Here is a 15,180-nt window from a genome sequence, read left to right as displayed (position 1 = left end):
TGGTCTCACGACTACTCGTCGTGAACACCAGGAGGGGACATGTTCAAGAAGATGGCCGGGGTGCTCGCCGTGGCAGGCGCGGTCCTGATGGGGCTGGTGGCACCGGCCACGGCGTCGGTGGGGGTGCAGGCGGCGCCCGACTGCCAGAACGACACGGGCTACCACACCGTCGTCGGTACCGGGCCGATCAGGGACTTCAGCGGTGATCGCATCGGCACCGTCTACCTCTGCCGGACCGGCAGCCTGTACTTCGGGTTCGCGCTCTACGAGCAGCCCATGGCTTCGAACCAGTGGGCGCAGGCCTGGCTTCAGCGCTACGACAACGGGTCCTGGGTCGGAGAGGTGAACTGCGACACCGAGCCGGGCGGAAACGGGAACATCCGTCCAGGTCAGCGTCGCTGCTGGACCCCGAACCTGAACGGTGACGCCGTCAGGTACACGTTCCGCGTGCTGTCCGAGAAGTACACCACCGGCAACAACCTGATCGCCAACGGCGCGACGGCTCGCCAGCGCTGATTCGAGCCAGGTGCCGCCCTCGCGTCGCGGGGGCGGCACCACGCCCGGTCTACATCAGGATGAAGTAGGGCGAGTACGCCGCGCCGGTGTGATCCTTCCAGTTCTTGCCCTGGACGATCTGACCGTTCTGCGGCTCGATGACCTGAACGGCGCCGCTCGTGTCGATGAAGACGTTCACGGCGTGTGCGCTGTTCGCCGTCGTCCCGAAGATGATGCCGACCGCGTAGCCGTACTCCGGACTGACCGCGTAGGCGTCCTTGGAGCACTGCCCCTTGTAGACGTAGCTGAAGTCGTCGCAGTCGAAGTAGTTGGCCTTCCAGCTGTACTGCGCGAGTCCGGAGTTGTGGTAGGTCGCCGTCACCTGCGAGGTCGTGACGGCCTGGTAGTACAGGTCTCCGGTGTTGAGCTTCAGGTCGTAGCTCGCATCGGGCCACGCGGCGCTGAACAGGCTGTCCAGCTTCGTCTTCTGCACGTAGAACTTGTGGAAGGTGAGCGCCGCGGCGGAGTGGGAGCTCGAGACGTACGCCCAGTTCCACGAGCCGGAGTCCGCGCACAGGCTCATGGTCGTTCCGTTGTTGTTCCACGACAGGTTGTAGGTCTGGACGCCGTCCGGGTTCTTCTGAGCGGCCTTGGCGGAGAACGACATCACCGGATAGCTGCTGCCGTAGTCGGACGGCGCCCACAGGGCGTACTCCCACGAGGTCGCGGTGCCGTTCGAGTGCAACGGCCAGTTGCGCGCCTGCATGGTGATCGAAGAGGCTTTCTCGACCGGCTTCCCGGAGAACTGCAGCGGGAACACGTCGGTCCAGTAGCTGTTGTAGGCGCCGAAGTACGCCCACTCCCAGGCGCCGCTTCCCGCGTCCTGGACGCTCAGCACCCGTCCGTACGCGTCCTTGATCACGTAGGGCGTGGTCTCGTCGATCTGCTCCGCGGGGATCGGCTCGCTCAGCGTGATGACCGGGCCTTCGTCTCTGAGGGGGCCTGACGAGTCCTCGCCTCTCCTCGGGGCGTGGAGGTGGCCGGCGAGCAGATCACCCGGATCGGCGTGCGGCTCGCGCTGGGTCGGGACGAGGAGTTCGGTGGTCTCGGTCGGGGTGATGCGCAGGATCGTCATGGCGGCCTCGGAAAAGGAAGGGGGTTTGGACCCGTTCAACGTTCCGCCGACCGCAGTGGCGCGACAAGATATCTATTGGTGGGACAAGGGCGACTCGCGGGAGTCGCGGCCCGGCAAGTCGCACGGACGTGTGTCGTCGCCGGGTGAAATCCGCCTCGTGGCCACTTGACCCTGCAAAGCAGTGCTATCGCAGCGCGGCCTCGATCGCCTCGGTGATCGCGGCGTCCTCCGGCTCGGTGCTCGGCCGGAAGCGGGCGATGACCTGCCCGTCGCGCGAGACGAGGAACTTCTCGAAGTTCCACTTCACGTCGCCGGCGGTCCCGTCGGCGTCCGCGTGCTTCGTCAGCTCCTCGTAGAGCGGGTGCCGGCCGGGCCCGTTGACCTCGATCTTCTCGAACAGGGGGAACGACACCCCGTAGGTGGCCGAGCAGAACGTGGCGATCTCCTCGGACGAGCCCGGCTCCTGGCCCGCGAACTGGTTGCACGGGAAGCCGACCACGGAGAAGTCCTCGGTCCCGTACTTCTCCTGCAACCGCTCCAGACCCGCGTACTGCGGGGTGAGGCCGCACCGCGAGGCGACGTTGACGACCAGCGCCACCTTGCCCCGCACCGCGTTCAGGTCGCCGGGCTCGCCCGCGAGCGTGCGGACGGGGATGTCGTAGATCTCCATCCCGCCAACGTAGTTCATGTCTTGCGCCCACCGGGAGCGGGCACGATCCGGGCGCTCACCGACGGCGGTGGAGCGGCCACGCCGGGCCCGCCCGCGTCGACCCAGTCGATCACGTCCCGCACCACGTCGTCGTCCAGCACGGACCCGACCCACACCGGCCTCGCCCCGGCGGCGCGGGCGGCCTTGCCGGGCCGCACGACGACCACGTTGGACGCCTCGCACGCGTCCAGGCAGTCGGCCACCAACACCGGTGCGAGCCGTGCGCGCAGCACTTCGAGCTGGTGGTCGTGGTCGACCTCGGGGTGCTTGCGCTCGGTGCCGCAGCAACAGCCGCGGCACACTGTGATCCGTGAACTCATGATCACCGTTCTACGCAGTCGACGGTTCGTTGCACAACGCGCACGCTCCGCTGGCCGTCCGGCGACATCGCTGGGGAAAGCTGGAAATCGTGTCTGGTAAAGGAAGTTGGATCGTGCTCCTGCTCGTGATGGTGACGGGCTGCACACCCGCTGGACCGCAGTCGACCAGCGTCCAGGTGAAGGTGACCGGCGACGGCAGCATTCCGAAGAACGAGAGCATCTCGCTGGACGACGGCGAGCACGCCGCCATCGCCAACCTCGATCCCGCGCTGCTCACCGCCGTGCGGAAGGCGGCGGCGGACGCGAAGCTCGCCGGGGTCGAGCTGCGGGTGACGTCGGGCTGGCGCAGCGCGGAGCACCAGCAGCGGCTCCTGGACGAGGCCGTCGAGCTGTACCGCAGCGAGGAGGAGGCGCGGCGGTGGGTGCACCCGCCGGACAAGTCCGCGCACGTCACGGGCAAAGCGATCGACATCGGGCCGACGAACGCCGACGACTGGCTCATCCAGCACGGCGCGGACTACGGGTTGTGCCAGGCCTACGCCAACGAGATGTGGCACTTCGAGCTGCTGACGACCCCTGGCGGCCAGTGCCCGCCGCCGCAGAGCAATGCCGGCTAACGACCGTGGATGACGGCCAGGGCGTGCTCGCGGGCCGGTGCGCTCAGAGTCGTGTTGAGCTGTTCGAACAGGGCCTCGGCCGTGACGCCGTTCCAGCCGGGAGGCAGCAGCGACAGGGGGAGCCCGGGGTCGCTGTACGGCAGGCGGCGCCACGCGGTGAGCATCGGCACGTACGTCTGGAACGCCTGCTCGGGTGAGGTGATGCCGGCGTCCAGGACGGGGCGGTGGCGGCGCAGGAAGTCGGCGTACAGGTCGGTCAGCTCGTCCAGGTCCCACCAGGCGCGGACCTTGGAGCGCAGGTCGCCGAACGCGAAGTGGTGGCCCGTGAAGATGTCCACGTACTCGGACAACCCGCGGCGCTCCAGCGTGCGGCGGGTCTCGGTGGCCAGGTTGCCCGGTGCGACCCACACGCCGGGGGCCGTGGTGCCGAAGCCGAGCTGGGTCAGGCTGGTGCGCAGGGCGTGGCGCTTCTCGCGTTCGGACTCGGGCACGGAGAACACGACCACGAGCCAGCCGTCCTCGGTGGTGGCCCGGCGGCGTTCGAAGATGCGGGTGTCGCCCTCGGCCAGGGTCTCCAGCGTGGACTCGGAGAGGGCGTAGCCGGCGCCGTCGCGGCGTTCGGCCCGGACGACGCCCCGGCGCTTCAGACGGGAGATCGAGGACCGCGCGGCCTGGCCCTCCACGCCGAGGTCGGCCATGAGCTGGACGACGGAGGCCACGGAGAGCCAGTTGTGCTCGCCGCGCGCGTAGAGGCCGAAGATCGTGATGATGAGCGGGCCGAGCCGGTCGCGCCCGGCGGGAGCCGCGGCTTCCACGGTCATGTCCGCGACGTTCAGTGCCCTCTCCTCACCTTGATCAGCTGCCGGCGAGCTTAACGCCCGGCTCGCCGAGGTCGGTCAGCGTGACGGTGTTGCGCAGTTCGCCCAGGCCGCTGACGCGCGTGACGACGACGTCGCCGTCGCGCAGGAAGACCTGCGGCTCGCGGGCGTTGCCGACGCCGCTGGGGGTGCCGGTCAGGATCACGTCGCCGGTGCGCAGGGTCATGCCGTGGCTGAGCTCGGCGATGATCCGGGCGAAGGAGAACGCCATCTGCGCACTGGTCGCGTCCTGCAGCAGAACGCCGTTGACTTCGCACTGCACCCGCAGTTGTCCGAGGTCGTGGATTTCGTCGGCGGTGGTCAGCCACGGGCCGAGCGGCATCGTGGCGTCGAGACTCTTGCCCTTGAGCCACTGGCCGCCGTGCGCGCGTTGGAGATCGCGTTGCGAGACGTCGTTGGCGACGAGGAAGCCGAACACGTGGTCCAGCGCCTTCTCTTCCGGGATCGAACGGCCGTCGCGACCGATGACCATCGCGATCTCGGCCTCGTAGTCCCACTTCTGGGACAACTCCGGGTCGTAGGCGATGCCGTCGGAGGGGCCGATGACCGTGTCGGGGCCCTTGGTGAAGAACGTCGGACGCAGCGGGAGGGACACCGGGTCCTGCCCCTCGCGCTTGCCCGCGGACTCCTCGAAGTGGTCCCGGTAGTTCCAGCCGGTGCAGAGGATGTCGCGGTTGAAGCGGTGCAGCGGCGACTCCAGCCGAACCTCCGCCAGCGGCAGGACCTCGGCACCTGACACGTCGGCCGATGCCCCGCGCACGATGTCGTCGACTGTCGTGGACAGCACCGAGACGAGACGTCTCGTCTCGTCGACGACCGCTGCGCGCCGCACATCACCGACGGTCACAGAAGCGAGCTTCACGCACGAACCTCCTCGGCTATCGCGTTCACGTTGCGTAGATCATGAATGCGCTATCGATTCAGCTGGGCCTGACCAGCCGGTCTTCCGGGATCACCGCGACGCCGAGGATCTCGATGAGGGCTTCCGGCTGCCACAGCGCGGTGCAGCCGATGCCCGCCATGGCCGGGTAGACGGGGCCGGCGAGCTCCCGCCACACCTTCCCGATCTCCTTGCCGTGCGCCTGGTAGTCCGGGATGTCGGTCAGGTAGATCGTGATGCTGACCAGGTCTTCCGGCTCGCCACCGACCGCACGCAGTGTCGTCAGCACGTTGCCGAACGCCTGGCGGAACTGCTCGACGATGCCGCCGGGAACGATCTTCATGTCGGCGTCGAGGGCGGTCTGCCCGCCCAGGTGGAGTGTGGTGCCGGCGAGGGTGCCGTGGGAGTAACCGCGCGGCGCCGGAAGGCTGGCCGGATTCACTGCTGCAGGCCTCATGAGTATTGACACTATCTGACGGTCGTGAAGAATACGAGATATGGAGCCCGACCTGAGCAAGTACCAGCTCGACGGCGACAACTCGATGTACCGGCTGCCCAGCGGCCTGGTCGCGCCGGTCGTGACGCGCGGCGGTGCCGAGAACCCGGACACCGCGAACTCCGGTGGCGCGATCCGGATCTCGGGCGTGAGCATCCAGCACACCCCGGCGACGAAGCTGTGGTTCGGCAAGGTCACCAACGAACCGGGCTACCGCTCGGTCACCCACCACCACGGCGAGGCCGAGACCGGCGGTTACGTGCTGTCCGGCCGGGCGCGGATCTACTTCGGCGAGAAGTTCGAGGACTACGTCGACATGGAGGAGGGTGACTGGGTGTTCGTGCCACCGTTCATGCCGCACATCGAGTGCAACCTCGACCGGAACAACCCGCTCACGTGGATGACCACGCGAACGCCGGAGAACATCGTCGTGAACCTGGACGACGTGCCGGACGAGGACCTGCGCGACTGGCTGACCCGATGACGGCCGTGCGGGCTTCGGGGCCGACCTCGGCGATCTTCACGGAGGCCGTCGCGCTGGAGAAGGCCGAGCCGGAGCACTTCGACCTCGCCTTCACCGCCGTCACCCAGCCCTGCCCGTGGCCCAAGGCCTACGGCGGGGACCTGGTCGCCGCCGCGGCGGCCGCGGCCATGCGTTCGGTGACCGACGGCAAGACGCTGCACTCGATGCACAGCTACTTCCTGCGCCCGGCCGACATCGGCGCCCAGGTGCGATACGAGGTGGAGCTGCTGCGCGACGGCCGCGGCTACAGCACCCGGCAGGTCCGCGGCTACCAGAACGGCAAGCCCCTCTACGCCTGCCTCGCGAACTTCGCCGCCGGTGAGCCGGGCGGTGGCTTCCAGGCCGAGTTCACCGGCGACCTGCCCGGCCCGGAGGAGTTGTCCAGCTCCGCGGACTTCCTCGCCGGACGCTCCGGCGGCTCGATGACGGAGGAGTCGAAGGCCTACTGGTCCGGGGGCCGCAGCTTCGACATGCGGCACGCACCCGGCCCGGTCTACCTCGCGGTGGAGGGCGAGAAGGTCCCGCACCAGGCCGTCTGGATCAAACCGTTCGACCCGCTGCGCCCGGTCGACGGCCTGACCGACGCCCAGCGGGACCTCGCCGCGCTGGCCTACGTGTGCGACTACACGATCCTCGAACCCGTCCTGCGGGTGCTCGACCTGCCGTGGGCCCGGCCGGGCCTCGTCACCGCGAGCCTCGACCACGCGATGTGGTTCCACCGCGAGGGCCCGGTCGACGACTGGCTCCTCTACCTGCAGGAGGCCGTCGCCGCGGACGCGGGCCGGGGCCTCGGGTACGGACGCTTCTTCACCCGCGATGGTCTCCACCTCGCCACCGTTGCCCAGGAGGGCATGATCCGCGCTTCCTGACCCGCCGCCCGGGAAGGACTTCACCATGGACACCTTCGCTCGTGACCACTTACCTCCCGCGGCGTTGTGGCCCGTCATCGAGTTCACGACGCCGGAGCTGAACTACCCGGCCAGGCTCAACGCCGCCACCGAGCTCATCGACGTCCCGGTCTCCAAGTTCGGCCCCGGCCGTCCCGCGCTGCGCACGCCGGCGGGGGAGACGTGGTCCTACGGCGAGTTGCTGACCCGCGCCAACCAGGTGGCCCAGGTGCTGACCGAAGACCTCGGTCTCGTTCCAGGACAACGGGTTCTGCTCCGCTCGCCCAACAACCCGTGGACCGTGGCCGCGTGGCTCGGCGTCCTCAAGGCGGGCGGTGTCGTGGTGACGACCATGGCCGCGTTGCGGACCCGTGAGCTCACGCCGATCGTCGAGCGGACCCGTCCTTCGATCGCCCTGGCCGACCAGCGGTTCGTGGAGGACCTGCAAGCCTTTCCATCGCTGACCGTGGTGAGCTACGACGACCTCCAGGTGTTGGCCGCGACCAAGCCGACGGAGTTCACCGCCGTCGACACCGCCGCCGACGACGTGGCACTGCTGGCGCCCACGTCCGGCAGCACCGGAGCGCCCAAGATCACCGCGCACTTCCACCGCGACGTCCTGTCCATCGACAACACCTTCGGCCGGAACGTCCTGCGGCTGACCGAGGACGACCTCGTCGCCTGCACCGCCCCGTTCGCCTTCACGTTCGGCCTGGGCATGCTCGTCGTCTTCCCGCTGCGGGCCGGTGCCTGCGCCCTGCTGACCGAGGCCGCCACGCCCACCCAGATCGCGGACCTCGTGCAACAGCAAGGAGTCACGGTGCTCGCCACGGCGCCGACCGCGTACAAGGCGATCCTGCGCGACGGCGTCGAGGCGAAGCTCGGTGGTCTGCGGACGGCGGTGTCGGCCGGGGAGCACATCCCGCAGGAGACCTGGAAACGGCTGCACGAGCGGCTGGGGCTCAAGGTGATCGACGGCATCGGTGCCACGGAGCTGTTGCACATCTTCATCTCCGCCGCCGGCGACGACATCCGGCCGGGCTCCACCGGCAAGCCGGTGCCGGGCTACCGCGCCACCGTGCTCGGCGCCGACGGCGAGGAACTCGGCCCCGGCGAGCCCGGACGGCTCGGTGTGATCGGCCCCGTCGGCTGCCGCTACCTGGACGACGAGCGGCAGAAGGACTACGTGGTGGGCGGCTGGAACGTCACCGGCGACGTCTTCCACCGCGACGAGGACGGCTACTTCCACTACCACGCCCGCAGCGACCACATGATCGTCTCCTCCGGCTACAACATCGGCGGCCCGGAGGTGGAGGAGGCCATCGACGCCCACCCGGACGTGCTGGAGTCCGCCGTCGTCGCCAAACCCGACGAGGAGCGCGGCTCGGTCGTGTGTGCCTTCGTGGTGCTGCGCGACGGGGTGCGGGGCGACGCCGCGAAGGCCCGTGAGATCCAGGACCACGTCAAGCGCACGATCGCGCCCTACAAGTACCCGCGCGAGGTCCGGTTCCGGACCTCGTTGCCGCGCAACGCCAGCGGCAAGCTGCAGCGCTTCGCACTCCGCAAGATCGTCGAGGAGGAGGTGACGGCGTGAGGATCGCAGCGAAGAAAATCGCCGTCGTCGGTGGTGGCCCGGGAGGCCTGTACTTCGCCGCGCTGATGAAGCAGCTCGACCCCGCGCACGACGTCACCGTGTGGGAGCGCGACGCACCGGACGTCACGTTCGGCTTCGGCGTGGTGTTCTCCGACGAGACGCTCGGCGGGATCGAGAACGCCGACCCGGAGTTCGCCGCCGCCATGGCCAGCCGGTTCGCCCGGTGGACGGACATCGACATCCACCACCGCGGCGAGAGCCACACCGTGGGCGGGCAGGGGTTCGCCGCGATGAGCCGCAGGGAACTGCTCGGGCTGCTGCAGCGGCGGTGCCGTGATCTCGGCGTGGTCGTGCACTTCTCGACACCCGCGCCCGACGCGGAAGTGCTGCGCGCGTCACATGACCTCGTGGTCGGCGCGGACGGCGTCAACTCGCTGGTGCGGCAGTCCTTCGCGGACGTCTTCCGCTCCACTCTGGACCGCAGGCACAACAAGTACATGTGGCTCGGCACGGATCGCGTCTTCGAGGCGTTCCAGTTCTTCATCAAGGACACACCGTGGGGGACCATGCAGGTCCACGGTTATCCTTACTCCGACAGCGGTTCCACGTTCATCGTCGAGATGCACGAGGACGTCTGGCGCCGTGCCGGTTTCGACACCGCCCAGGAGTTCGCGCCGGGTGTCTCGGACGAACGCGCCGTCGACCGGATCCGCGACCTGTTCGCGGAGGAACTGGCCGGCCACCAGGTGTTCGCCAACAACTCGAAGTGGCTCAGCTTCACCACCGTGCGCAACGAACGCTGGCACCACGGCAATGTGGTCCTAGTGGGCGACGCCGCGCACACCGCGCACTTCTCGATCGGCTCGGGCACCAAACTCGCGATGGAGGACTCGCTCGCCCTCGCCGCGTGCCTGCACGAGCACGGTGACGTCGAGACCGCGCTGACGGCCTACGAGACCGAACGGCGCCCCGTCGTCGAGTCCACCCAGCGAGCAGCCCAGGCGTCCCTGGAGTGGTTCGAGAACATCGGCATGTACGCGGACCAGGAGCCGACCCGGTTCTGCTTCAACCTGCTCACGCGCTCGCGCCGGATCACCTACGACAACCTGCGCACCCGCGACTCGGAGTTCGCCGACCGCGTCGACGCCGCCTTCGCCGCCTCCCAGGGACTCCAGAGCACGGCCCCGGCGATGTTCCAGCCGTTCCGCCTGGGGCAGCTGGAACTCAAGAACCGCGTGATCGTCTCGGCGATGGACATGTACTCCGCCGTCGACGGCGTTCCGGGCGACTTCCACCTCGTCCACCTGGGCTCGAAGGCCATGGGCGGCGCGGGCTTGGTGATGACCGAAATGGTCTGCGTCTCGCCCGAGGGCCGCATCACGCCCGGCTGCACCGGTCTGTGGACCGACGAGCAGCGCGACTCGTGGGCGCGGATCGTGGCGTTCGCGCACGAGCGGAGCACCGCCCGCATCGGCCTGCAGCTCGGCCACTCCGGCCGCAAGGGTTCCACCCGCCTGATGTGGGAGGGCATGGACGAGCCGCTGCCGGAGGGCAACTGGGACGTCATCGGCCCGTCTCCGCTGTCGTACGGCCCCGGATCGCCCGTCCCGGCCGAGGCCGGTCGCGAGGACCTGGACCGGATCACCGCGCAGTTCGCCGCCGCGGCCCGGCGCGGTGCCGAAGCAGGGTTCGACCTGCTCGAACTGCACTGCGCGCACGGCTACCTGCTGTCCTCGTTCCTCTCCCCGATCGCCAATCAGCGCACTGACGAGTACGGCGGCTCGCTGGCGAACCGGCTGAGGTTCCCCCTGGAGGTGTTCGACGCCGTCCGCGACGTGTGGCCTGCCGAGCGCCCGATGATCGTGCGCATCTCCGCGACCGACTGGGTCGACGGCGGCAACACCGAGCACGACGCCGTGGAGATCGCCCGTGCGTTCATCGCCCACGGCGCGAACGCGATCGACGTCTCCACCGGTCAGGTCACGGCGGACGAACGTCCCGCGTACGGCCGCAGCTACCAGACGCCGTTCGCCGACCGGATCCGCCACGAGGTCAAGGGCGCGGCCGTCATCGCGGTCGGTGCCATCGCCTCCTACGACGACGTCAACTCCATCCTGCTGGCGGGCCGCGCGGACCTGTGCGCGCTCGGCCGCACGCACCTCTACGACCCGCACTGGACGCTGCACGCGGCCGCCGAACAGGGCTACCAGGCCGAGTGGCCGGTCCAGTACCGCGCCGGCAGCCGCAAGCCGCCGTCCGCGCGCACCGACGCCGTCCGGCCGCGGTTGTCCCTGCTGCGGGCCGACCCACCCGACCGCAACGTGCACCTGCGCTGGACCCCGCACCGCGAGCATTCGCTTCTCGCATAGGCACTTCAGCGGCGTTCAGGTGAAACTTCATTCAACGACGAATTGGAATCTCTTGTCAGGTCACATGTTCCGCAATCACACATTGGTCTGATGGTGCAGACATCACGAGCACGCGGGTGAGGGGGTTTTTCCCGAACAGAGGACGTCCCTAGCGTCGGCGGTCAGTTCCCGAACGACCCGCCACCGAAGGGATCATGCTCGTGCGAAGACGTTTGCCGGCGATGGTGCTAGCGGGCGTGCTCGCCGGCAGCACGCTCACCGCCGCCGTTCCCGTGGCCGCCCAGTCACCCGTGTCCACGCTCACCAAGTCCGTGCAGGGCGTGTCCGATCCCGCCTCCCATGGCGACGTCGCCTCCTGGGTCGTGTCCTACGCGAACGGCGCCAACGGAGCCGCCTCGATCACCGACCCCGTCGGCGCGGGCCAGACCCTCCTGGCCGGCTCGCTGCAGGTACCGCCGGGCTGGACCGGCACCGAGGGCAACCCGGTCACCGCCACGCACCCCGGCGTGCGCAACGGCGGCAAGGCGCTCTCCAGCGTGCTGACGCCGCCGGTGCAGGCCAGCGCGGCATCGACCGGCGGTGACGGCTTCACCCCGATCCTGCAGCGCACGCCCGACGGCCGCCTGCAGGCGTGGAACGTCTACCACCACGCGGCTCTCACCGTCCCCAAGCTGGTGTGCACCGATCTCGCGACGAGCACGCCCTGCCCGGGCGGTCCGTGGCCGAAACCGCTCAACACCGCGCCCGGCCCGTTCGGCGCGGGGAACACCGGCGACATCAGCAGCCCGCTCGAACCGCAGTACGTGCGCGACGAGGCGAATCCGGCGCGCGTGTACTACTCGGCCACCACGGCGTCCTCGATCGGCGTGGCCTGCATGGACCTCGCCGCTCCCGGCAACTGCGGGTTCTGGCCGCTGATGCCCCGCGGCGGGCAGACGACCGAGATGGCGGGACTCGTCCAGATCGGCGGCAACCTCTACGGCGCCTCGACCTCGGGCAACGTGGTGTGCTGGACGATCGCCACCCAGAGCGCGTGCGCGGGCCAGCCCTACGCCCCGATCGTGCCGTGGACCAACACCGGCAGCTACTACTACGGCGCGCTGACCGTCGCCGGAGGCAAGCTCTTCGCCTCCTCGGTGCCGGCCGCCGGTGGCGCTCCCCAGCTGGGCTGCTTCGACCCCGGCACCACGGCCAGGTGCGCGGGCTGGCCGGCCTCGAAACCCGTCGGGCCCAACGGCAACATCACCTACAACGCCTACACCGCCTACAGCACCACGGGTGCGGAGACCGGTGCGTGTTCCAGCACGACCGGTGCGTCGAACGTCACCACCTGTTACGCGATCGACGGCTCGCCCCTGCCCGCGCCGTCGGCCACGGCCGGGCTGGAAGGAGGCGTGATCGCGTTCAACCCCGAGGTGGTCCGCACCGGTGACCGCGTGCGCAGCTTCATCGGCATCTGGCGCGGCCCGTACCCGGGTGCGGCGGTGTGCCACGACTGGAGCACCGGGGCGTCCTGTGCCGGCGTGCCTTCGCGCATCACCCACCCGACCGTCAACGGCGGCGACACCAGGGACTACGGCTACGCCTACGACGTTCCCACCGGCTGCATGATCGGCTTGGGTGACGCGGGCGTGCTGTTCTCGATGGATCCTGACACGGGGGCGTCGCCCTGCGTTCGCAGCGGCGCCTCCGTGTCTCTCACCCCGTCTCAGTTCTACTGCGACGGCAAACCGCACGTCACCGCATACACGAAGGCGCGGCTCGTCGGCGTGACACCGGCGAACGTGAACTTCGGCGCCTCCACCGTGAAGGCCGTCGACGGAGGCGGAAACCCCGTCGCCACACCGGGTTTCGCCCCTGACGGCACGGTCGACCTGACCGGCGTCACCGCCGGTTCGTTGACGCTCACCGCATCGCTCGTGCTGAACGACGCCGCGGACTTCGGTGGCGGCAACCAGCCGTCCCTGGCCGTGGAGTTCAACGGCGACGCACCGCAGGTGTGCTTCCGCACCACGATCTCCGCGGACTGCGCGGTCACGTCCGTCGCGAACACGGCGAACGGGACCGACGCGACCGGCGGCTTCTCGTCCAACACGGTGACCCGCCAGGTCGCACCGGGAACGGCGTGCATGCCGAACGTGGTGGTGAACAAGGAGATCTGCGGCTCGCACTCACCGGCCAACTGCAAGGCGGGCGGCGCCGGTCCGTGGGTGAAGCAAGCACCCGTGGGCGTGCTCGGCCTGTTGAACGCGACCGCGTACTGGCGTGTCACGGTGACGAACAACGGCCCGATCCCGGTCGTCGACGCCTACGTGGTCGACGACGTGGAACCGGCCTGCCAGAGCGGGCCGTTCGCGTTGCAGCCCGGTGAGTCAGAAGTGGTGTACTGCTCGACGTACGCGTTGCTGTCGCTGTTCCCCTTGACCAACAACGCGAAAGCGAAGTACACGCCGGTCAACGGCACCCGGACGTACAGCGAGTGGTCGTCCGCGAAGGCCTGTTCACTGCTCTGCGTGCTGAACTGAGCAGTGGCGGAGGAGCATCAGCCGTACTCGGCCAGGTAGGTCAGGACGGCCAGCACCCGGCGGTGCTCCTCCACGTTCGCGGCCAGCCCGAGCTTGGCCATGATGCTGCCGACGTGGGTCTCGACGGTGCGCTCGGTGAGCCAGAGCCTCCGCGCGATCGCGACGTTCGTGCAGCCCTCGGCCATCAGTCCGAGCACCTCGCGTTCGCGCGGGGTGAGCGCCCCGGTGGTGGGCCGTCCCAGCAGCCGGCCCACCACCTCGGGATCGAGTGCCGACCCACCGGCGGCGACCCGCGTGATCGACTCCAGGAAGTCGTCGACGTCGAGCACGCGATCCTTGAGCAGGTAGCCGAACCCGCCCTGGCTGACCAGGTCGACCGAGTGCTTCGTCTCCACGTGCTGGGACAGCAGCAGGATGGCGACCTCCGGCTGGGCCGCCCGGATCCGGCGGGCGGCCTTCGCACCGTCGTCGGTCAGGCCGGGAGGCATCCGGACGTCCACGATGGCCAGGTCGGGCTCGGCCCGCGCCACCACGTCCACGAGGGTCTCGGCGTCGGCGGCACGGCCCACGACGTCGTGGCCCACATGGGAGAGCAGTCTCGCCAGACCCTCCCGGAACAACGCCGAGTCCTCGCCGATCACGATGCGCACGGCAGCACCGCCTGGATCGTCGTGCCGGCACCCGGCAAGCTGTTGAGCCGCAACGAACCACCGATCGCGGCGACGCGGTCGGCCAGCCCGGCCAGTCCTGACCCCGCGCGCGGATCGGCACCGCCGCAGCCGTCGTCGTTCACCCACACGTTCACCTCGTCCGCCCGCTGGGTGACGCGGACGGTGATCGTGCTGGCGTGCGCGTGCTTGGCGGCGTTGGTGATCGCCTCGGCGGCGACGTAGTAGGCGGTGATCGCGATGTCGTCGGTCAGCGGTTCGGACATGATCTCCAGCGCCACCGGGACCGGCAACGTCGTCGTGAGCGCGGCAAGGGCGTTGTGCAGGCCGTCGTCGAGGCTGGTGGGACGCAGGCCGTGCGCGATCTGCCTGAGTTCGGCGATGGCGGTGGCGAGTTCGGCGACCCCCTGGTCGAGCAGCGCGTGCACGTCGACGGACCCGGTGGGCAGCTGCCGCTGCGCCAGCCGCATCGCCATGCCGAGCGACACCAGCCGTTGCTGGGCGCCGTCGTGCAGATCCCGTTCGAGCCGGTGCCGTTCGGCGTCCCCGGCCTGGATGATCCGCGTGCGACTCGCCTCCACCTCGCGCAGGGCGGTGGCGAGCTCCCCGCGCAACCGGGCGACCTCGACCAGACTCGCGGCGGCGGTGGCGACGACCTCGAGCACGGCCGGGGTGGTGCCGGACGCGGCGAGCACGCCGATCTGCGTGACGTTCAGAAAGCTCGTTCCGGCAGACATTGACGTGATCTTCTGCGACGACAGCTACAGCTGAAACGCATGGTCTGCGGGCGCGACACGCCAGCCTCGCAGAGGACCTCGCAGGGCTGTTGATCTCCGTTCAGGTGCGGGCCTCCGCGGCGCTGACGTTGGATTGAAGACGCAGAATTCCATGCGTTAAAGAATCTCGGCGCTCCGCGGTCAAGTTTCTAGGAAAATATCACCTGAGTCTGCTTGTGGGTCGACGAGCGGCTGGTGTGGATCGTTGAGCGGATCAGGATTTCTGTGCTGCTGGTCAGCTTCTCTGAAGCCTCAACCTCTTGCCTTTGAGATCGACAGAAGTTCGCTAGGGTGGCTCGCATGTTTGC

General features: G+C 69.1%; 15 protein-coding genes. 7 read left to right on the top strand and 8 right to left on the bottom strand.

All coding sequences use genetic code 11. From position 1 onward, the window contains the following. Window positions 1–39 precede the first annotated feature (39 nt). Entirely contained in the window at window positions 40–516 is a 477-nt protein-coding gene (locus tag SK571_RS09420) for a hypothetical protein (RefSeq protein WP_319983634.1), read from the top strand. 49 nt (window positions 517–565) lie between these two features. On the opposite strand, the gene SK571_RS09415 is transcribed toward SK571_RS09420, so the two are convergent. The 3 genes from SK571_RS09415 to SK571_RS09405 all read right to left on the bottom strand — a co-directional run bounded on the left by SK571_RS09415 (window position 566) and on the right by SK571_RS09405 (window position 2,659). Further along, entirely contained in the window at window positions 566–1,630 is a 1,065-nt protein-coding gene (locus tag SK571_RS09415; protein WP_319983633.1) for a lectin MOA-related protein, read from the bottom strand. 184 nt (window positions 1,631–1,814) lie between these two features. Further along, the gene (locus tag SK571_RS09410) at window positions 1,815–2,300 is read right to left on the bottom strand and encodes a glutathione peroxidase (RefSeq protein ID WP_319984017.1); all 486 of its coding nucleotides are present in this window, start codon (window positions 2,298–2,300) and stop codon (window positions 1,815–1,817) included. Between the two features lie 14 nt (window positions 2,301–2,314). Continuing rightward, complete coding sequence (locus SK571_RS09405) at window positions 2,315–2,659, bottom strand: hypothetical protein (RefSeq protein WP_319983632.1); 345 nt, start codon at window positions 2,657–2,659, stop codon at window positions 2,315–2,317. 113 nt (window positions 2,660–2,772) lie between these two features. On the opposite strand from SK571_RS09405, the gene SK571_RS09400 reads away from it, so the two are divergent. After that, entirely contained in the window at window positions 2,773–3,276 is a 504-nt protein-coding gene (locus SK571_RS09400) for a M15 family metallopeptidase (protein WP_319983631.1), read from the top strand. On the opposite strand, the gene SK571_RS09395 is transcribed toward SK571_RS09400, so the two are convergent. From SK571_RS09395 to SK571_RS09385, 3 genes are read right to left on the bottom strand one after another with little or no spacing between them, the layout of a single operon-like run. Continuing rightward, window positions 3,273–4,097 carry a PaaX family transcriptional regulator gene (locus SK571_RS09395; RefSeq protein WP_319983630.1) on the bottom strand — a complete coding sequence of 275 codons (825 nt, stop codon included), beginning with the start codon at window positions 4,095–4,097 and terminating at the stop codon, window positions 3,273–3,275. The genes SK571_RS09400 and SK571_RS09395 overlap by 4 nt on opposite strands. 34 nt (window positions 4,098–4,131) lie before the next feature. Further along, window positions 4,132–5,016: a fumarylacetoacetate hydrolase family protein gene (locus tag SK571_RS09390; protein ID WP_319983629.1), complete on the bottom strand. Its 885-nt coding sequence runs from the start codon at window positions 5,014–5,016 to the stop codon at window positions 4,132–4,134. A gap of 58 nt (window positions 5,017–5,074) precedes the next feature. Continuing rightward, the gene (locus SK571_RS09385) at window positions 5,075–5,491 is read right to left on the bottom strand and encodes a RidA family protein (protein ID WP_319983628.1); all 417 of its coding nucleotides are present in this window, start codon (window positions 5,489–5,491) and stop codon (window positions 5,075–5,077) included. A gap of 40 nt (window positions 5,492–5,531) precedes the next feature. Here SK571_RS09385 and SK571_RS09380 point away from each other — a divergent pair, with 40 nt between their 5' ends. The 5 genes from SK571_RS09380 (at window position 5,532) to SK571_RS09360 (ending at window position 13,428) form a co-directional block, all read left to right on the top strand. Next, on the top strand, window positions 5,532–6,014 hold the full coding sequence (locus SK571_RS09380; RefSeq protein WP_319983627.1) for a cupin domain-containing protein: 483 nt from the start codon (window positions 5,532–5,534) through the stop codon (window positions 6,012–6,014). Next, window positions 6,011–6,922, top strand: coding sequence for an acyl-CoA thioesterase (locus SK571_RS09375; RefSeq protein WP_319983626.1), 912 nt, complete (start codon window positions 6,011–6,013; stop codon window positions 6,920–6,922). Before SK571_RS09380 ends, SK571_RS09375 begins: the two co-directional genes overlap by 4 nt. A gap of 25 nt (window positions 6,923–6,947) precedes the next feature. Further along, a complete protein-coding gene (locus SK571_RS09370; RefSeq protein WP_319983625.1) occupies window positions 6,948–8,534 on the top strand; it encodes an AMP-binding protein in 1,587 nt (528 codons plus the stop codon). Window positions 8,535–8,536: 2 nt separating this feature from the next. Further along, window positions 8,537–10,903 (top strand): bifunctional salicylyl-CoA 5-hydroxylase/oxidoreductase, encoded by a 2,367-nt coding sequence (locus SK571_RS09365; protein WP_406601965.1) that lies wholly within the window; start codon window positions 8,537–8,539, stop codon window positions 10,901–10,903. Window positions 10,904–11,103: 200 nt separating this feature from the next. Continuing rightward, on the top strand, window positions 11,104–13,428 hold the full coding sequence (locus tag SK571_RS09360; protein ID WP_319983623.1) for a DUF7617 domain-containing protein: 2,325 nt from the start codon (window positions 11,104–11,106) through the stop codon (window positions 13,426–13,428). A gap of 17 nt (window positions 13,429–13,445) precedes the next feature. On the opposite strand, the gene SK571_RS09355 is transcribed toward SK571_RS09360, so the two are convergent. Together SK571_RS09355 and SK571_RS09350 are read right to left on the bottom strand one after the other, a co-directional pair. Beyond that, complete coding sequence (locus SK571_RS09355; RefSeq protein WP_319983622.1) at window positions 13,446–14,078, bottom strand: response regulator transcription factor; 633 nt, start codon at window positions 14,076–14,078, stop codon at window positions 13,446–13,448. Next, on the bottom strand, window positions 14,066–14,833 hold the full coding sequence (locus SK571_RS09350; RefSeq protein ID WP_319983621.1) for a sensor histidine kinase: 768 nt from the start codon (window positions 14,831–14,833) through the stop codon (window positions 14,066–14,068). The genes SK571_RS09355 and SK571_RS09350 overlap by 13 nt, the downstream gene beginning before the upstream one ends. Window positions 14,834–15,180: the final 347 nt, after the last annotated feature.

This window comes from Lentzea kristufekii, from assembly GCF_033949925.1.
In the GTDB taxonomy this organism is placed as follows: Bacteria; Actinomycetota; Actinomycetes; order Mycobacteriales; family Pseudonocardiaceae; genus Lentzea; species Lentzea kristufekii.
The sequence above is the reverse complement of the archived record's forward strand: the minus strand, read 5'-3'. Positions and strand labels throughout refer to the sequence as shown.